Source organism: Enterobacter pseudoroggenkampii (assembly GCF_026420145.1).
In the GTDB taxonomy this organism is placed as follows: Bacteria; Pseudomonadota; Gammaproteobacteria; order Enterobacterales; family Enterobacteriaceae; genus Enterobacter; species Enterobacter pseudoroggenkampii.
Genome location: NZ_JAPMLV010000005.1, coordinates 179,794 through 198,115, shown reverse-complemented (window position 1 = coordinate 198,115; position 18,322 = coordinate 179,794). Strand labels below are relative to the sequence as shown.

Genomic DNA, 18,322 nt, shown 5'->3' with positions numbered 1-18,322 from the left:
ATCGCGCGCAAATTGTGAATCTTTCTGGAGTCAGGAATGAAAGTAACACTGCCAGAGTTTGAACGTGCTGGAGTAATGGTTGTTGGGGATGTGATGCTGGATCGCTACTGGTATGGGCCGACCAGCCGCATCTCTCCGGAAGCACCGGTACCGGTGGTAAAGGTCGACACCATTGAAGAGCGTCCCGGCGGCGCGGCAAACGTGGCGATGAACATTGCCTCTCTGGGCGCGCACTCGCGTCTGGTTGGCCTGACCGGTATCGACGATGCGGCGCGCGCGCTGAGCAAGTCGCTGGCGGACGTGAACGTGAAGTGCGACTTCGTTTCGGTTCCGACCCACCCAACCATCACCAAGCTGCGCGTGCTGTCTCGCAACCAGCAGCTGATCCGCCTCGACTTTGAAGAAGGGTTCGAAGGCGTTGATCCCGAGCCGCTGCACGAGCGCATTAACCAGGCGCTGGGCAATATCGGCGCGCTGGTGCTGTCCGACTACGCGAAAGGCGCGCTGGCGAGCGTGCAGACGATGATCCAGCTGGCGCGTAAAGCCAGCGTGCCGGTGCTGATCGACCCGAAAGGCACCGACTTTGAGCGCTATCGCGGCGCGACGCTGCTGACGCCAAACCTCTCCGAGTTTGAGGCGGTGGCGGGCAAGTGCAAAACTGAGGAAGAACTGGTTGAGCGCGGCATGAAGATCATTGCTGACTTTGAGCTATCCGCGCTGCTGGTGACCCGCTCCGAGCAGGGGATGACGCTGTTGCAGCCGGGCAAGGCACCGCTGCATATGCCAACCCAGGCGCAGGAAGTGTACGATGTGACCGGTGCCGGTGATACGGTGATCGGCGTGCTGGCGGCGACGCTGGCCGCAGGAAACTCTCTGGAAGAGGCGTGCTACTTCGCTAACGCCGCGGCGGGTGTGGTCGTTGGTAAGCTCGGTACCTCAACCGTTTCCCCAATCGAGCTGGAAAACGCGGTGCGCGGCCGTGCGGACACCGGTTTTGGCGTTATGACCGAAGACGAGCTTAAAGTGGCCGTCGCCGCCGCGCGCAAGCGCGGTGAGAAAGTGGTGATGACCAACGGCGTGTTTGACATCCTGCACGCGGGCCACGTCTCCTATCTGGCGAATGCGCGCAAGCTGGGCGATCGCCTGATTGTGGCGGTCAACAGCGATGCGTCGACGAAACGCCTGAAGGGTGAAACGCGTCCGGTGAACCCGCTTGAGCAGCGGATGATCGTGCTCGGCGCGCTGGAAGCCGTGGACTGGGTGGTGTCGTTTGAAGAAGACACACCGCAGCGCCTGATTGCCGGTATTCTGCCGGATCTGCTGGTAAAAGGCGGGGATTACAAGCCGGAGCAAATCGCGGGCAGCGAAGAGGTCTGGGCCAACGGCGGCGAGGTGATGGTGCTCAACTTTGAGGACGGGTGTTCCACCACCAACATCATCAGGAAGATCCAGAAAGACAGTCAGTAAAAAAAACGGGCCAGCTGGCCCGTTTATTTTTTCACCCTCTCCCTGTGGGAGAGGGCTGGGGTGAGGGCATCAGGCCGCACTTACTCCTGGTTATCCACCGGCGGAATAGCCGGTGCCGGTTTCACTTCTTCCGGCGCATTGCGGTTTTCCAGCTCGGTCAGACGCTGTTCCAGCAGCGCCAGCTTCTCGCGGGTGCGCAGCAGAACCTGGGTCTGCACGTCAAACTCTTCGCGGCTGACTAGATCAAGGCGAACCAACTGCGCCTGCAGCGTCTGGCGGATTTTCTTCTCAACGTCATCACCAAATTCACGAATGCCTTTCGGCATGGATTCATGAACCTGACGCGCAATTTGCTCAATTTTCTTCGGGTTAATCATTGTCGTTTCCCTTGATGGAAAGGTGTTAGTGTCCATTGTAGCGCGTCATGCCCGGGGTAAACAAAATTGTTTGATGCTTATGCATTGCCCAGGATAATCAATAGCGTTATAGTTATCTCGCTTATTCTCAGGGCGGGGCGAAATTCCCCACCGGCGGTAAATCAGCGTGACGCTGAAAGCCCGCGAGCGCTTTGGGTGAAAACTCAAAGGTCAGCAGATCCGGTGTAATTCCGGAGCCGACGGTTAGAGTCCGGATGGGAGAGAGTAACGATCCAGTCGGGCATGGGCCCGCTCACGTTATCTTTTTGCCGCTTATACGGCGCTCCTAAGACTGCCCTGATTCTGGTAACCATAATGTTAATGAGGTTTTTTTACCATGAATCAGACGCTACTTTCCTCTTTTGGCACTTCAACTCAACGTGTTGAACATGCACTGGATGCACTGCGCGAAGGCCGCGGTGTGATGGTGCTTGACGATGAAAACCGTGAAAACGAAGGCGACATGATTTTCGCCGCCGAAAACATGACCGTTGAACAGATGGCGCTGACCATCCGTCACGGCAGCGGCATCGTATGCCTGTGTATTACCGAAGATCGTCGTAAGCAGCTCGAGCTGCCGATGATGGTCGAAAACAACACCAGCGCCTTTGGTACCGGTTTTACCGTGACTATTGAAGCGGCGCATGGCGTGACCACCGGTGTGTCTGCGGCTGACCGCCTGACCACCGTACGTGCCGCGATTGCTGACGGTGCGAAGCCATCCGATCTGCATCGTCCAGGCCACGTCTTCCCACTGCGCGCGCAGGCGGGCGGCGTCCTGACCCGCGGCGGTCACACCGAAGCGACCATCGACCTGGTGACGCTGGCGGGCTTCAAACCTGCGGGTGTGCTGTGTGAACTGACCAACGATGACGGCACTATGGCGCGCGCGCCGGAGTGCATCACCTTTGCGCGTCTGCACAACATGCCGGTGGTAACGATTGAAGATCTGGTGGAGTATCGCCAGGCGCACGAGCGCAAAGCCAGCTGATAATAAAAACGCCGGGATATCCCGGCGTTTTTTTACCCGATTCCTGCGGTCTGCAGCAGAACCAGGCTTAATCCCATCACCGACATTCCGCACAGCACGCCATAGCTGGGGTTGTTGTTAGGATCTATCTCCTTCGCCAGCGGCATCAGTTCATCCACCGAAAGTGCAACCATGATCCCGGCTACCGCTGCCATAATCGCCGCCATCACTACCGGAGAGACCAGGCTACCAAGGATCAGCCAGGCCAGCACGCCGCCAAGGATTTCGGCCATCCCGGAAATACCTGCCCAGAACACTGCGGTGCGTTTCGAGCCCGTGGCGGCATAGACCGGTCCGGCGACGGCCAGTCCTTCAGGAATATTGTGTAAGGCCACCGCCAGTGCGATGCCAAAGCCCATTTCCAGATTGCTGCTGGCCGTCACGTAGGTGGCGACCCCTTCCGGGAAATTATGCAGGCTGATGCCCAGCGTCAGCAGAACCGCCGTTCGCTTAATATTCCGCGGCATGGGCGTTACGTTTTTCTGCATTAAATCCTGCGGATGCGCGTGCGGCAGCATCCGGTCGAGGGCAAAGTACCCCAGCAGGCCAAAAACAAACATGCCGTAACCCAGCAGCGGAGACATGCCTTCTGTGCCCAGCGCGGCAGGCAGCATCTCCATCAGGGAGATGAGCAGCATGATCCCGGCAGCAAAGCCCAGCGAGAAGGCCAGTACGCGGTTAGAGGGCTTTTGACCAAGTACGCCGAGGATCGCACCGATAAAGGTCGCAGCGCCCGCGAGTATGGTCAGGATCAAGGGGACTGACATGCATAACTCCTTGTGATAATGATTCTCATTAATATAAATGATTCATTTCTGGCAAAGCGAGGGGCGAACCCCGGCTTTACACATTCCTTACATTCAAATTTCCTGATGATGATCTTCACGCTTATCTGCGTTCATCTTTGCCGGATTGCGCGTAATGTAGCACCATTAAATTGACACCTTCTGTAAGGATATCACCATGACTTCTTCCCGTATGCCAGCCCTGTTTTTAGGTCACGGCAGCCCTATGAACGTTCTGGAAGACAACGTCTATACCCGCGTATGGCGTAGCCTGGGCGAGACGTTGCCGCGTCCAAAAGCGATTGTGGTGGTATCCGCGCACTGGTTCACCCGTGGAACGGGCGTGACTGCCATGGAAGCGCCAAAAACCATTCATGATTTTGGCGGCTTCCCGCAGGCGCTGTATGACACGCATTATCCAGCCCCCGGCTCGCCTGAGCTGGCACAAAGGCTGGTGGATCTGCTGGCGCCTGTTCCTGTAACGCTGGATAAAGAAGCCTGGGGTTTTGACCATGGCTCCTGGGGCGTGCTGATTAAAATGTATCCTGATGCGGATATCCCGATGGTGCAGCTGAGCATCGACAGCACCAAACCGGCCGCCTGGCATCTGGAGATGGGCCGCAAGCTGGCAACGCTTCGTGATGAAGGCATCATGCTGGTGGCAAGCGGCAACGTGGTGCACAACCTGCGCACGGCGCGCTGGCACGGTGAGAATACGCCTTACCCGTGGGCGACCGCTTTTAACGACTACGTTAAAGCAAACCTGACGTGGCAGGGGCCGGCTGAGGAGCATCCGCTGGTGAACTATCTGGATCATGAGGGCGGTTCGCTTTCTAACCCGACGCCGGAACACTTCCTGCCGCTGCTGTACGTGCTTGGCGCGTGGGATGGTCAGGAGCCGGTTACGATCCCGGTTGACGGTATTGAGATGGGGAGTCTGAGTATGCTGTCGGTGCAGGTGGGGAAATAAAAGCAAAACGGCAACTTCAGGTTGCCGTTTTTAGTGTGTGCACCCTCTCCCTGTGGGAGAGGGCTGGGGTGAGGGCATCAGGCCGCAGTCTTACTCCACAAAAATATGCGGATAGAACCGCGACAGATCCTGCGTGATCAGCGCGCGATCTTCGCGAATGCCAATTCCGGCTGGCAGATCGTTGATGAGCCAGCTGCCAATCAGCGTATAGCTGTCGCCAAATTTCGGCAGTGGATAGAACTCCTGGACGATCATCCCTTCTTCGCCGTACGGCCCTTCAACCGCTTCCAGCGTCTTACCGTTTTCGATAATCGACACGTTCGCGCCTTCGCGGGAGAAGATCGGCTTAACGACGTATTTCTCCATCTGCGGGTAATCATCTTCCGCAAAATACGCCGGCAGCAGGTTCGGGTGATTCGGGAACATCTCCCAGAGCATCGGCAGCAGGGCTTTGTTAGAGATAATGCTCTTCCAGGCCGGTTCCAGCCAGCGCACGCCAGCATCTTCCAGCTTGGTGGAGAACATCTCGCGGAGCATGTACTCCCACGGGTAGAGCTTGAACAGGTTGCTGATCACCTGATCCTGCGTATCCGTAAACTGACCTTTTTCACCCAGTCCGATATCCTCGATATAGAGGAACTCGGTCGCCACTTCCGCTTCGGCAGCGCAGTCCTGCAGATACTGAACCGTGCCACGGTCTTCTTCCGTGTCGCGGCAGCAGGCGAGATGCAGCAGGTTGAAGCCAAACTGCTCGCGTAGCTCGGCGAAGCGCTCGATCAGCTTCTCCTGCAGGCTGTTGAACTGGTCGCTGCCTTCCGGCAGGTTTCCGGCATTGGCCTGGTCTTCCAGCCAGATCCACTGGAAGAACGCCGCTTCGTACAGGGAAGTTGGGGTATCGGCGTTGTTTTCCAGAAGCTTCGGTTCACCTTTGCCGTCCCACGCCAGATCCAGGCGAGAGTAAAGCGAAGGCTGATTTGTTTTCCACGACTGGCGGACAAAGCTCCAGGTGTGCTTCGGAATGCGGAACTTTGCCATCAGCTCGTCGCTGTCGATGACCTTTTCCACGACCTTCAGGCACATCTGATGCAGCTCTGCCGTCACCTCTTCCAGCTTCTCAACCTGGGCCAGCGTGAGCTTGTAGTAAGCGTCTTCACACCAGTACGGCTCGCCGTACATGGTGTGGAAGTTAAAACCGTACTCGGTGGCTTTTTCGCGCCAGTCCGGGCGCTCGGTGATACTGACTCGTTCCATGATCAGCCGCCCATTGAGCGAGTAGAGGAGGTGCCTGTCGCGCTGCGCTGCATGCTGGTCTGCTTCGCCACCGATTCACCAAACCCGCCGCGGGTAATGGTGCTGGTCGTCGCAGGTTTCGGCGCCATTGCCGTTTTCGGTACCGTCACGGTGCGGCCAGGCGTCGCTGCGCCGTAGCCTTTACCGCTGGCATCGGTATATTGGCCGTAAGCCGGACTGGCCGGGTTTTTCGAGCTAAACAGCGGCTGCTGCTGGTAGCCTGCACCGCCGCCCATCAGACGACCCATCATGTAGCCTGCCATCAGCGGCATCCAGAAGCTGCCGCTGGACTGCGCCTGCGCCTGATTTTCAGGTGCGGTGCCGGCCTGGACCGGTGTCTGCTGGCACTGACCTTCACCGAATTCCGCCACGCAGTCTTCGCGTGAGGCATATTTCGGCGCGGTACGTTCTGCTTCTTTCAGCGCACTCGTATAAGCCGTTTTACACTCGGCGGCTTTGCCGGTTGCGGCAGAGCAGTCGTCTGCGTTTTGATACAGCGAAACCGTTTCGTCATTTTTCTCACAGCCTGCCAGCATAAAGACAGCCGTAACCGCCAGCGCGACAGGGGTGAGGTGACGCGCGTTCCAGCTCTTGCGGAACGAAGCGTGATTGATAGATTTTGTCCGTTTCATCTTTGTCTTCCAGGACCCAGTGGTAATAACGCTCAGGATAGAGGATGAGTGGTTGAAAATGAAGCGAAGAGGGGCGGAATCAGGGGGATCTTTACGTTGGCTTACGTTCGGATGTGATTCAGATGCTCCCTCTCCCTGTGGGAGAGGGGCGGGGTGAGGGCATCAGGCCGCAGCAGGCCTGATGACACTCTTAATTACGGAACGGATTATTGCCCTTGCTGGCAGGCGCTGTGGTACGCGCGGCAGCGGGCTGTGCAGCAGGGGTGTTGCTGTTAGCGTTGAAGTTATCAACCGCGGCAACCTGGTCAGGATTCTCAGGTGCAACGCTCTCCGGAGAGGTGGAGACCGGTTTGCCCAGCGCGCTGTTCAGCATCTGCAGGTCTTGCTCGTTCAGCGTACCCAGAGCCTGCTTAATGTTCAGCTGGTTAATCAGGTACTGATAACGCGCGCTGGAGAGCTGCTGCTTCGCGTTGTACAGCGTGGTGGTCGCGTCGAGCACGTCAACGATAGTACGTGTACCGACCGAGTAACCCGCTTCCATCGCGTCCAGGGAGCTCTGTGCAGACACAACGGCCTGTTTATAGGCGTTGATGCTGCTGATCGAGGCGTTCACGTTGTTGAAGGAGGAACGCACGGTCTGCACCACGTTACGGTGGGCGCTTTCCAGCTGCTCGCTCGCGCCAACAAAGTTGTACTGCGCCTGTTTCACCTGGGAGTTGACCTGACCGCCCTGGTACAGCGGCAGAGAGAAGCTCAGGCCCACCTTGTTCTGGCCCATATTGCTGTCATTATAACCCTGCGAATTGGCACCATTCGTTTTAGAGCCACTGTAGGTGGTGTCAGAGATACCGGTAGAGGCGCTCAGGCTCAGGGTTGGCAGATGACCGTCCTGCGCCTGACGAATTTGCTCGCGGGCCAGGTCCTGGCTCAGACGCGCCTGCAGCAACGTCAGGTTGCGGTTTTCCGCCTCTTTCAGCAGGGCGTTAACGGCCTGCGGTTTATCCGTTTTAAAGCTGTCGACGTTCAGAGACGCCAGCTCAGGATAATAATTCCCGGTGACCTGACGCAGGGATTCCAGCGCGTTATCGAGGTTGTTACGCGCGGTCACTTCGTTGGCCAGCACGGTGTCGTACTGTGAACGGGCGTTCTGCACGTCGGTGATCGCCACCAGGCCCACGTTGAAGCGCTGGGTAGTTTGATCTAACTGGCGGTAAATCGCCTGTTTCTGCGCTTCGGTGTAGGAGAGTGCGTCAATCGCGCTCAGCACGTTGAAATACGCCGTGGCCGTGTTCAGGATCAGCGTCTGCTGGTCGGTCTGATAGGTCACATCCTGGATGCCTGCGCTTTTTTCCTGCAGGGTCAGGGCACGCCATTTGGACATATCAAACAGCGTCTGTGTTAATTGCAGTGAGGCGCTGGTAGCATTGGAGTTTACGCCGTTAGCGTCGCGGAAACCGTTGCTGTAGGTATAATCTGCACCTAACCCTAACTGTGGCAGCAAGGGGCTACGCGCTTCGTTAATCTTTTCAAACGCAGCATCACGATCGGCCGCTGATTTACGTAAATCAGGGTTGCCCAGACGTGCCTGCTGGTAGACCTGTAACAGGTTTTCCGCCTGGCTCATTGCACTGAAGCCCGTCAGGCTCAGGCCGATAAGGATGGGGAGCAATTTCTTCATTTGCATTCCTTGTTGTGAAGCAGTATTAGCGCTGATCTAATTAAAAAATAATTGCCGATTCTAACAGAATCTTCCATACCAAAAGGTTGGCGTTACGTGCCATCTGGCGGTAATTTGCACCAATCTACCATATAGCCTTACAAACGGCAGCCAAACAGCCTTGAAATTCATAATTTCATAACCATTGCTACCAGGACTCGACTCATGCAAAAACCAGATAAGTTGCCCGTGACTTTCGCCAAAAACGATGTAGAAATTATTGCACGAGAAACGCTTTATAGCGGTTTTTTTTCAATGGATCTTTACCGTTTCAGGCATCGCCTGTTTAACGGGGAAATGAGCGGCGAAATCAGACGCGAAATTTTTGAGCGCGGGCATGCGGCAGTCTTGCTACCCTTTGACCCAGTGCGTGACGAAGTTGTGCTGGTGGAGCAGATCCGCATCGCCGCTTATGACGTCAGTGAGAGCCCGTGGCTGCTGGAGATGGTGGCCGGGATGATCGAAGAAGGCGAGTCGGTCGAGGACGTCGCCCGGCGCGAGGCGCTGGAAGAGGCGGGGCTGGTGGTCGGCCGTACCAAACCGGTGCTGAGCTATCTGGCAAGCCCGGGAGGCACCAGCGAACGCTTATCCATAATGGTGGGCGAAGTGGACGCCACGACCGCAGAAGGCATTCACGGTCTGGCTGATGAAAACGAAGATATTCGTGTTCATGTGGTAAGCCGGGAGCAGGCTTATCAGTGGGTAGAAGAGGGGAAAATCGACAACGCAGCATCTGTCATCGCCCTGCAATGGCTACAGCTGCATTATCAGACATTACGAAACGAGTGGAAAAAATGAAGCGCTATACGCCTGACTTCCCAGAAATGATGCGCCTGTGCGAAACCAATTTCGCACAATTGCGCCGCCTGCTGCCAAAAAACGACGCACCCGGCGAAACGGTAAGCTATCAGGTGAGCAACGCGCAGTATCGATTAACGATAACAGAATCAACGCGCTACACTACGCTGGTGGAGATTGAGCAAACGGCACCCAGCATTAGCTACTGGAGCCTGCCGTCGATGACGGTACGCCTCTATCACGACGCGATGGTCGCTGAAGTGTGTTCAAGCCAGCAGATCTTTCGCTTCAAGGCGCGGTATGATTACCCGAATAAAAAGTTGCATCAACGCGACGAAAAGCATCAAATTAACCAGTTTTTAGCCGACTGGCTAAGATATTGTTTAGCACATGGAGCAATGGCGATTCCGGTTTGTTAGCGTCATAAACCTACCTAAGGACACCATTTGGAAAGCCTGTTGAACCTGACTGTTGCTGGTGGGGCGCCAGTCAGGATATTACAAATCACCGATACCCACCTTTTTGCCGAAAAGCATGAAACGCTGCTGGGGGTGAATACCTGGGAGAGTTATCAGGCGGTACTGAGTGCCATTCACGCTGAAAACCGTGCATGCGATCTGATTGTCGCAACGGGCGATCTGGCGCAGGACCAATCTTCCGCGGCCTACCAGCATTTTGCTGAAGGCATCGCGAGCTTTAGCGTGCCTTGCGTCTGGCTGCCGGGAAACCATGACTTCCAGCCTGCCATGTACAGTTCTCTTCAGGATGCGGGTATTTCTCCGGCGAAATGTGTTTTTGCGGGTGAACAGTGGCAGATCCTGCTGCTGGACAGTCAGGTGTTTGGCGTCCCGCACGGTGAGTTAAGCGAGTTTCAGCTCGACTGGCTTGAGACCAAACTGGCTGCTGAACCGGAACGCCACACGCTGCTGTTGCTTCATCATCACCCTCTGCCGGCGGGCTGCAGCTGGCTCGATCAGCACAGCCTGCGCAACTCCGCGGCGCTGGATCACGTGCTGGCGAAGTTCCCGCGGGTGAAAAATCTGCTGTGTGGGCATATTCACCAGGAACAGGATCTCGACTGGAACGGGCGCCGCATGCTGGCGACGCCGTCGACCTGCGTTCAGTTTAAGCCGCACTGCGCCAACTTTACGCTGGATACCATCGCGCCAGGCTGGCGCTGGCTGGAACTGCATGCCGACGGCACGCTGACCACGGAAGTCTGCCGTTTGACGGGTGCAAAATTCCGCCCGGATACCGCTTCAGAAGGCTATTGATGTCTACGCTCCTTTATCTGCACGGATTCAACAGCTCGCCACGCTCCGCAAAAGCGACACAGTTTCGCCAGTGGCTGAGCGAGCATCACCCCGACGTTGAGATGATTATCCCTCAGCTGCCGCCTTACCCGGCAGAGGCCGCGGAGATGCTGGAATCCATTGTGCTTGCGCACGGCGGCGAAACCTTTGGTGTGGTCGGTTCATCCCTGGGCGGGTATTACGCCACCTGGCTCTCGCAATGCTTTATGCTGCCCGCCGTTGTGGTTAATCCGGCGGTTCGGCCATTTGAGCTGCTGCGGGACTTTCTTGGCGAAAACGAGAACCCCTACACGGGCCAGCAATATGTGCTAGAGTCACGCCATATTTACGATCTCAAAGTTATGCAGGTCGACCCGCTCGAGGCGCCGGATCTCATCTGGCTGCTGCAGCAGACGGGAGATGAAGTGCTGGATTACCGCCAGGCAGTGGCGTATTACGCCTCCTGCCGCCAGACAATAGAAGAGGGCGGAAACCATGCTTTCACGGGCTTTGAGAATCATTTCACCCAGATTGTCGATTTTCTTGGACTGCACAGCCACTGACAATCAATGCGAATTGCTAGTTTAAATCATGACGCAAACCTATAACGCTGATGCCATTGAGGTCCTCACCGGGCTTGAGCCGGTTCGCCGCCGCCCGGGGATGTACACCGATACGACGCGCCCAAACCATCTGGGCCAGGAAGTTATTGATAACAGTGTGGACGAAGCGCTGGCGGGCCATGCCAAACGCGTTGACGTCATCCTGCACGCCGATCAATCGCTGGAAGTCATTGACGACGGGCGCGGCATGCCGGTGGATATCCACCCGGAAGAGGGCGTCCCGGCCGTTGAGCTGATCCTCTGTCGTCTGCACGCGGGCGGTAAGTTCTCCAACAAAAACTACCAGTTCTCCGGCGGCCTGCACGGCGTGGGGATTTCCGTCGTCAACGCCCTGTCAAAACGCGTGGAAGTGAACGTCCGTCGCGACGGTCAGGTGTACAACATCGCGTTTGAAAACGGCGAGAAGGTGCAGGATCTGCAGGTTGTCGGGACGTGCGGCAAACGCAACACCGGCACCAGCGTTCACTTCTGGCCTGACGAAAGTTTCTTCGACAGCCCGCGCTTTTCCGTTTCCCGCCTGACGCACCTGCTGAAAGCCAAAGCGGTGCTGTGCCCGGGCGTGGAAATTACCTTTAAGGATAACGTCAACAACACCGAGCAGACCTGGCGCTACGAAGATGGCCTTAATGACTATCTGTGCGAAGCGGTAAACGGCCTGCCGACGCTGCCGGAAAAACCGTTCGTCGGCAATTTCACCGGCGATACCGAAGCGGTGGACTGGGCGCTGCTGTGGCTACCGGAAGGCGGCGAGCTGCTGACCGAAAGCTACGTTAACCTGATCCCGACCATGCTGGGCGGTACCCACGTCAACGGCCTGCGTCAGGGCCTGCTGGACGCGATGCGCGAATTCTGCGAATACCGTAACATCCTGCCGCGCGGCGTGAAGCTGTCGGCGGAAGATATCTGGGACCGCTGTGCCTACGTGCTCTCCGTGAAGATGCAGGATCCGCAGTTTGCCGGTCAGACCAAAGAGCGCCTGTCGTCACGTCAGTGCGCGGCGTTCGTTTCCGGCGTGGTGAAAGATGCATTTACCCTGTGGCTGAACCAGAACGTTCAGGCGGCAGAGATGCTGGCTGAAATGGCCATTTCCAGCGCCCAGCGTCGTCTGCGCGCCGCCAAGAAAGTGGTGCGTAAAAAGCTGACCAGCGGCCCTGCGCTGCCGGGCAAGCTGGCGGACTGTACCGCGCAGGATCTCAACCGTACCGAGCTGTTCCTCGTGGAAGGGGACTCGGCGGGCGGGTCGGCCAAGCAGGCGCGCGATCGTGAATATCAGGCGATCATGCCGCTCAAGGGTAAGATCCTGAACACCTGGGAAGTCTCGTCTGATGAAGTGCTGGCCTCGCAGGAAGTCCACGATATCTCGGTCGCGATCGGCATCGATCCGGACAGCGACGATCTGAGCCAGCTGCGCTACGGCAAGATCTGTATCCTCGCGGATGCGGACTCCGATGGTCTGCACATCGCCACGCTGCTATGCGCGCTGTTTGTGAAGCACTTCAAAACGCTGGTGAAAAACGGTCACGTCCACGTGGCGCTGCCGCCGCTGTACCGGATCGACCTCGGCAAAGAGGTTTACTACGCGCTGACGGAAGAAGAGAAAGCGGGCGTGCTGGAACAGCTGAAGCGTAAGAAGGGCAAGCCTAACGTGCAGCGCTTTAAAGGGCTGGGCGAGATGAACCCGATGCAGCTGCGCGAAACGACGCTGGATCCGAACACGCGCCGCCTGGTGCAGCTGACGATCAGCGACGAAGACGAACAGCAGACCAACGCTATGATGGATATGCTCCTTGCCAAGAAACGTTCGGAAGACCGTCGTAACTGGCTGCAGGAGAAAGGCGATATGGCGGATATTGAGGCCTGATGCCCTCACCCTAACCCTCTCCCTGTGGGAGAGGGAATGGATCGTAGGCCCGGTAAGCGTTAGCGCCACCGGGCTTTTTTACGTCAAAACTCCATCTTCACCGTCAGCTGCACTTCGCGCGGGTCGCCAATCTGGTTACCCAGATTGTTGGTTGCGATAGATGAGGTGTAGTAAGTCTTATCAAACAGGTTCTTCACGTTCACCTGCAGCGTCACCGGATACTGCAGCTTCATCTTATACGCCGCAAACGCATCCGCCACGAAATAGCCCGGCAGATAGTAATCCGCACCGTTGGTTGCGGAACGACGGCTTACGCCGTGCCCGCCGCCGCCCAGCGTCAGGGTATTCCCGGCAAACGCATTGTGAATATCGTAGGTCAGGAACAGGGAGCCGGTATGGCGCGGCACGTTCGGCAGCGGTTTGCCCGCATAGTCCGGGTCTTCCAGCACCTTAGCGTCGGTATAGCCATAGCTGGCGATGATATTGGTGTTCTCGGTCAGCGATCCGGCTAGATCCACCTCCACGCCCTGGGAGCGCACGCGGCCCGCCGTTTTGGCGATGGTTTCACCCCCCACGCTTTCGTTGTACAGCACGTTGCGTTTATGAATATCAAACAGCGCGATATTGGCGGTAACCCCGTCGAACAGGTCGAACTTCGCGCCCACTTCGTAAGCATTCGACGTTTCCGGCGGCAGGTCGCCGATGTAGCTCGCAATGGACGACTGCGGCATAAACGTCTGCGAGTAGTTGGCAAACAGCGAGACCGCTGGCGTGAGCTTATAGACCAGCCCCAGCTTCGGCGTCCACTGTTCGTCACGGCTGTCGGTGTTGACGTTGAACGGGCGGCCTTTGCCCGCGTACTGGGTGTAATACTGATAGCGCATCCCGGCGACGGCGATCCACTTATCGGTCAGGTACAGGGCATCCTGCGCGTACGCAGAGTAGCTTTCCTGCTTGAGCGTCTGGTCGCTGTCGGACGCCGACACGGTGGTGCATTTGCCGAGATTGCCATACGTCGGGTGATAGATATTGAAATCCTTCACGTTTTTACAGCGCATCATGTCCGTGCGCAGCAGGTCGTAATTCTCATACGACACGCCGGTGAGGATCTCATTGTAAAAGCCTGCGATATCCACGTTCCCCTGAAGATCTGCGCGGGTGCTGTGCATGCGCTGGGTCGAGCCCTGGGTCGCATCCACGCGGCGGGTCAGGTTGCCGGTTTTTGAATCGTAGGCCATCACGCGGGCCTGGTTATCGCTGTATTTGTCCTGGCTGTAGCTGTAGTCAAACTTCGCGGTCCACTGGCTGTTGAGGCGATATTCCGCGTTGAGCTGAGCGAGGTCGGACTGGCCGTCGGTGATGTTAAACGGCTCGTCAAAGCGGGTTTTGCGATCGACATCGACGGCCTTTTTAGTGTTGAGATCGAAGATCGTTCCGCGATCGAACGGCGTCTTATAGTCACGATGCGAATAGAGCACGGTCACGGTGGCATCGTCGCCGAACCAGGTGAGCGACGGAGCGATAAAGGTGCTGCGTTCGGTGCCGAAATTGCGCCAGTAATCCTCGTCCTGATACTCACCCGTGAGGCGATACGCCAGGCGCGTGCCGTCAATCGGGCCGGTAACATCGACCTGTCCGGTGCCGCCGCCAAAGCTGGAAGAGGTGGCAGAAATCGAGCCGCCGAAGGTCTTCTCCGGGCGTTTAGTGACGACGTTAATCAGGCCGCCCGGATCGAGAATGCCATAGAGCGTTGAGGCCGGGCCTTTCAGCACCTCCACGCGCTCGGTTGCAGCATTAAAGCTGCGCGGCAGCACGGTGCGCAGGCCGTTGGTCATGATCGAGCCGTCGCGGTTCGCGCCAAACCCGCGGCGCACGAAGGCATCCTGCGTACCGCCCAGGGTGTTGGTCTGCACCACGTTGCTGACGTTATAGAGCGCTTCGTCCAGCGTGGTGGCGTGCTGATCCTCCAGCACTTTATCGCTGACGGTATTGACCACCTGCGGGATATCCAGCATCGGCATGTTGCTTAACGTCGCGGTGGAGGTATTCAGCGGCTGATAGCCGTTGGTGGCTTCCGCCGCAGTATTTGGATCGGCGGTGACGGTAAGCGTTTCGCCGTCTTTAGCCGCGGTGGTGTCTGCTGCCTGCGCCAGCGGCGCCATAAACAGCAGTGAAAAGAGCGCGCGCCCTTTTACCCCAGAGAGTGAAGGTGTGAACGTAGCCATTACATCTGTTATCCCGAAATATACCGCGAATGCGTTCGCGGCAAACTGTGTGAGTCATTGCTCTTTACGGTCTGTCCGTTAGCCGGAAGTGGCATCGGACATGTAATTGAGAATCATTCAATCATGCGGGGATGTAGTAGTAAATCGAAAAAAGAAAAAATCGACTACAGCGTTTAAATGTGCAGATAAGCGCATAGGGATGTGAATTAACTTATTGAAATTAATGTTCTTATAAACCTTAATGCGTTCATCTTTACTCTGGGTTACCCCTGATTTATTCAGGGTGTTTCTTCGCTTGACTACTACATGGCGCAGCGTCAAACTCTCAAAAGAGAATGAGTTTTATTTTTATTTGTTGGTTTTTCATTACGTTGGCGTTCACGTGGCTCACAACACACACAAACCGGGTCTGGTTCTGGAGAACCTCTCTGCGGGCTATCAGAAAAAAATCATCGTTGATGATATCTCCCTTGCCATCCCGCAGCAGAAAATGACGGTGCTGGTAGGGGCGAACGGCTGTGGGAAATCCACGCTGTTGAGCACTATCGCGCGGCTGCTGCAGCCGCTGGGGGGAACCGCGCTGCTGGACGGTAAAGCCATTCATGAGCAGCCCACCAAAGCGGTCGCCCGTCAGCTTGGCATTCTCCCGCAGTCTCCACTGCTGCCGGAAGGGTTAACCGTTTTTGAGCTGGTCTCGCGCGGGCGTTTTCCCTGGCAGAACTTTATGCGCCAGTGGAGCGACGAGGACGAGCGGGCGGTGGAAGAGGCCCTGCGTCTGACCGGCACGGCAGAGTTTGCCCATATGCTGGTGGAAAGCTTATCCGGCGGGCAGCGTCAGCGCTGCTGGATCGCCATGGCGCTGGCGCAGCAAACGCCGTATATCCTGCTTGACGAGCCGACGACGTATCTCGATCTCCGCTACCAGGTGGAGATCCTGGAGCTGCTGCACGCCCTGACCCGCCAGCACGGGCGTACGGTGGTGGTGGTGCTGCACGATCTCAACTTCGCCGTGAACTACGGCGATTCGCTGGTCTTTTTACGCCAGGGAAAAGTTGAGGGCGTATTGCATGAGGGCGATGCCTGCACGCCGGAGCTGATCAAAGCGGTGTTTGATGTAGACGTGCATATGTCCCTAAACCCGTTGACCGGCAAGCCGTTCTTTATGCCGTTTCGGCAGGGCGCTGTTCAACCATGATGCGCTCCTCTCTGGCCTTCCTGATTTTTACATTGCTGCTGGTGCTGGGCGCGATTGTGCATCTTGGCATCGGGGCGCGGTTTATTCCTCCCCTAACGGTGGTGGAGGCATTCTTCCATTTCGATCCGCGCAATTTCGACCATAACGTCATCATCAGACTACGACTGCTGCGCCTCTGCGCCGCGATAGTGACGGGCGCCGCGCTCGGCGTGGCGGGCGTGCTGCTGCAGTCCGTGATCCGCAACCCGCTCGGCGAGCCGCATATTCTGGGACTCAACGCCGGGGCTGCGCTGGCGGTGGTGATTACCAGCGCACTTGGGCTGTCGCTGCCGTTTGGTCGCCCGCTCGTTGCCGCCGCCGGTGCCGCCGCGCTATTTTTGCTGGTGCTGATGTTTTCCTCGTCCGGTCGCACCGGGCTTACGCCGATGAAGGTCACGCTGTGCGGCGTGGCGATGTCGGCGTTTGCCTCGTCGATTACCGCCGCGGTGTTACTCCTCGATGAACAGACGCTGCTCGCCATGCGCACCTGGCTGGCGGGTGATATCGCCGGAGTCAATGCGCAGATGCTCCAGAGCGCCCTGTGGGCGGCATCCGCCGGTTTTGTTCTCGCTATCGGGCTGTCGCCCTCGCTCAACATGCTGGCGCTGGGAGACCGGATGGCCCAGGGGCTTGGCGTGTCGCTGCTGAAAACCCGCCTGCTCGCCCTGCTGGCCATCGCGCTGCTCTGCGGCGCGGCCGTCTCTGTCGCCGGGCCGATTGGCTTTATCGGCCTTGTGGTGCCGCAGCTCATCCGCCGTCTGGTGTCGGTCGATTTACGCGTCATGGTGCCGCTGTCGGCCCTGTGCGGCGCGCTGGTGCTGCTGCTGGCGGACATCGCTGCCCGCACGCTGTTTACTCCCTGGGAGCTGGCAACCGGCATCATGACGGCCCTGGTCGGCGCGCCCGTGTTCATCTTTATGGCGTCGAGGATGTTCAAATGAACCGGGCCGGACTCCGCGCGATCCGCGTTGGCTACCTGTCGGCGCTGGTTCGTCCGAAGGCGCTGGCGTACCTGTCGCTTTTCGCGCTGGCGGCGCTAAGTCTGCTGGGCTTTGGCCTGACGCACGGTTCTCTACCCATTCCCGCCTCTGCCATCGGGCGCGCGCTTTTTTCGCCTGAAAGTCTGACGGCCGAGACGCGCTACGTCGTGTTGGACATCCGCCTGCCGCGCCTGCTGATGGCGATACTGTGCGGCGCCATGCTCGGCATGGCAGGGGCGGCAATGCAGTCCATCACCCGCAACGGTCTGGCTGACCCCGGGCTTATCGGCGTAAAGGAGGGCTGTAGCGCGGCGGTACTGCTGTTGATTTTTCAGTTCCCGGCGCTGGGCCTGGCCTGGCGTCCGCTGGTCGGCATGGCCGGTGGGCTGCTCACCGCGCTGCTGGTTATCGCCCTGGCGCGCGATATCTCGCGCCCGCGGTTCATCCTGATCGGCATCGGCGTGTCGTGGGCGTTTGCCGCGGCAATGGGCGTCTTTATCACCACCGCCGACGTGCGCGACGTGCAGACGGCGATGCTGTGGCTGGCGGGAAGCCTGCACGCGGCCAACTGGACGCTGGTAGGGCTGGCCGCGCTCTGGACGGCTCCCGCGTTTGCGCTGCTGCTGTTTACCGCCCGGGCCGCGGACGTGGCGTTGCTCGGCAATCAGGCCGCCGCAGGTCTTGGCGTGCGCACAACCCGGCTGGCGCTGCTGCGGGTTCTCGCCCCGGTGGTGCTGACGGCGGCCTGCGTCTCCTGCGTGGGCAGTATTGGCTTCGTGGGGCTGATTGCTCCGCACATGGCGCGCCTGCTGCTGCGCGGTGGGCAAACCGCGCTCCTGACGGGAAGCGCCGTGCTGGGCGCGCTGCTGGTGCTGCTGGCGGATAACGTCGGACGTCTGGCATTCCTCCCGCTGCAGCTGCCGGCGGGGATTGTAATTTCATTGATTGGCGGACCGTTTTTCCTGCTGCTGCTCTGGCAGCGTCGGGACAGATTTTAGGGGA

Annotated in this window: 17 protein-coding genes and 1 riboswitch; of the genes, 11 read left to right on the top strand and 6 right to left on the bottom strand. The window is 58.0% G+C overall.

Annotated elements, in window-relative coordinates; translation table 11 throughout:
* The first annotated feature begins 36 nt into the window (after positions 1-36).
* The gene (gene hldE / locus OTG14_RS19270) at positions 37-1,467 is read left to right on the top strand and encodes a bifunctional D-glycero-beta-D-manno-heptose-7-phosphate kinase/D-glycero-beta-D-manno-heptose 1-phosphate adenylyltransferase HldE (protein ID WP_061714460.1); all 1,431 of its coding nucleotides are present in this window, start codon (positions 37-39) and stop codon (positions 1,465-1,467) included.
* 80 nt (positions 1,468-1,547) lie between these two features.
* Here hldE and ubiK read toward each other — a convergent pair whose 3' ends face one another.
* Positions 1,548-1,844, bottom strand: a complete 297-nt coding sequence (ubiK, locus tag OTG14_RS19265) for a ubiquinone biosynthesis accessory factor UbiK (RefSeq protein WP_267215616.1) — start codon at positions 1,842-1,844, stop codon at positions 1,548-1,550.
* A gap of 119 nt (positions 1,845-1,963) precedes the next feature.
* A riboswitch (FMN riboswitch) is annotated at positions 1,964-2,114 on the top strand.
* Between the two features lie 106 nt (positions 2,115-2,220).
* Here ubiK and ribB point away from each other — a divergent pair.
* Positions 2,221-2,874: a 3,4-dihydroxy-2-butanone-4-phosphate synthase gene (gene ribB, locus OTG14_RS19260; protein WP_010435670.1), complete on the top strand. Its 654-nt coding sequence runs from the start codon at positions 2,221-2,223 to the stop codon at positions 2,872-2,874.
* 32 nt (positions 2,875-2,906) lie between these two features.
* On the opposite strand, the gene zupT is transcribed toward ribB, so the two are convergent.
* Complete coding sequence (zupT, locus tag OTG14_RS19255; protein WP_024906487.1) at positions 2,907-3,680, bottom strand: zinc transporter ZupT; 774 nt, start codon at positions 3,678-3,680, stop codon at positions 2,907-2,909.
* A 196-nt stretch (positions 3,681-3,876) separates the two neighbouring features.
* Here zupT and ygiD point away from each other — a divergent pair, with 196 nt between their 5' ends.
* Positions 3,877-4,668 (top strand): 4,5-DOPA-extradiol-dioxygenase, encoded by a 792-nt coding sequence (gene ygiD, locus OTG14_RS19250; protein WP_267215615.1) that lies wholly within the window; start codon positions 3,877-3,879, stop codon positions 4,666-4,668.
* A 90-nt stretch (positions 4,669-4,758) separates the two neighbouring features.
* Here the strand turns inward: ygiD and OTG14_RS19245 are convergent, their stop codons facing one another.
* From OTG14_RS19245 to tolC, 3 genes are all read right to left on the bottom strand, one after another.
* Positions 4,759-5,919, bottom strand: a complete 1,161-nt coding sequence (locus OTG14_RS19245) for a glutathionylspermidine synthase family protein (protein ID WP_267215614.1) — start codon at positions 5,917-5,919, stop codon at positions 4,759-4,761.
* 2 nt (positions 5,920-5,921) lie between these two features.
* Positions 5,922-6,590, bottom strand: coding sequence for a DUF1190 family protein (locus OTG14_RS19240; RefSeq protein WP_267215613.1), 669 nt, complete (start codon positions 6,588-6,590; stop codon positions 5,922-5,924).
* A 190-nt stretch (positions 6,591-6,780) separates the two neighbouring features.
* Positions 6,781-8,268, bottom strand: coding sequence for an outer membrane channel protein TolC (gene tolC / locus OTG14_RS19235; protein WP_024906491.1), 1,488 nt, complete (start codon positions 8,266-8,268; stop codon positions 6,781-6,783).
* Positions 8,269-8,472: 204 nt separating this feature from the next.
* Between tolC and nudF the strand changes: the two genes are divergently transcribed.
* Genes nudF through parE form a run of 5 tightly spaced genes read left to right on the top strand, consistent with a single transcriptional unit; the run spans position 8,473 to position 12,881 of the window.
* Complete coding sequence (gene nudF / locus OTG14_RS19230; protein ID WP_024906492.1) at positions 8,473-9,105, top strand: ADP-ribose diphosphatase; 633 nt, start codon at positions 8,473-8,475, stop codon at positions 9,103-9,105.
* A complete protein-coding gene (locus tag OTG14_RS19225; RefSeq protein WP_014833293.1) occupies positions 9,102-9,524 on the top strand; it encodes a DUF1249 family protein in 423 nt (140 codons plus the stop codon). Before nudF ends, OTG14_RS19225 begins: the two co-directional genes overlap by 4 nt.
* 27 nt (positions 9,525-9,551) lie before the next feature.
* Complete coding sequence (gene cpdA, locus OTG14_RS19220; protein WP_061714462.1) at positions 9,552-10,379, top strand: 3',5'-cyclic-AMP phosphodiesterase; 828 nt, start codon at positions 9,552-9,554, stop codon at positions 10,377-10,379.
* The gene (gene yqiA, locus OTG14_RS19215; protein ID WP_008502976.1) at positions 10,379-10,960 is read left to right on the top strand and encodes an esterase YqiA; all 582 of its coding nucleotides are present in this window, start codon (positions 10,379-10,381) and stop codon (positions 10,958-10,960) included. The genes cpdA and yqiA overlap by 1 nt, the downstream gene beginning before the upstream one ends.
* Positions 10,961-10,988: 28 nt before the next feature.
* Complete coding sequence (gene parE, locus OTG14_RS19210; RefSeq protein ID WP_157189732.1) at positions 10,989-12,881, top strand: DNA topoisomerase IV subunit B; 1,893 nt, start codon at positions 10,989-10,991, stop codon at positions 12,879-12,881.
* 83 nt (positions 12,882-12,964) lie between these two features.
* On the opposite strand, the gene OTG14_RS19205 is transcribed toward parE, so the two are convergent.
* Complete coding sequence (locus tag OTG14_RS19205) at positions 12,965-15,106, bottom strand: TonB-dependent siderophore receptor (RefSeq protein WP_267215612.1); 2,142 nt, start codon at positions 15,104-15,106, stop codon at positions 12,965-12,967.
* Between the two features lie 382 nt (positions 15,107-15,488).
* Here OTG14_RS19205 and OTG14_RS19200 point away from each other — a divergent pair, with 382 nt between their 5' ends.
* Genes OTG14_RS19200 through OTG14_RS19190 form a run of 3 tightly spaced genes read left to right on the top strand, consistent with a single transcriptional unit; the run spans position 15,489 to position 18,318 of the window.
* Positions 15,489-16,301 (top strand): ABC transporter ATP-binding protein, encoded by an 813-nt coding sequence (locus OTG14_RS19200; RefSeq protein WP_267215611.1) that lies wholly within the window; start codon positions 15,489-15,491, stop codon positions 16,299-16,301.
* Positions 16,298-17,281: a FecCD family ABC transporter permease gene (locus OTG14_RS19195; RefSeq protein ID WP_267215610.1), complete on the top strand. Its 984-nt coding sequence runs from the start codon at positions 16,298-16,300 to the stop codon at positions 17,279-17,281. The genes OTG14_RS19200 and OTG14_RS19195 overlap by 4 nt, the downstream gene beginning before the upstream one ends.
* Entirely contained in the window at positions 17,278-18,318 is a 1,041-nt protein-coding gene (locus OTG14_RS19190; protein ID WP_048990497.1) for a FecCD family ABC transporter permease, read from the top strand. Before OTG14_RS19195 ends, OTG14_RS19190 begins: the two co-directional genes overlap by 4 nt.
* The last annotated feature ends 4 nt before the right edge of the window (positions 18,319-18,322 follow it).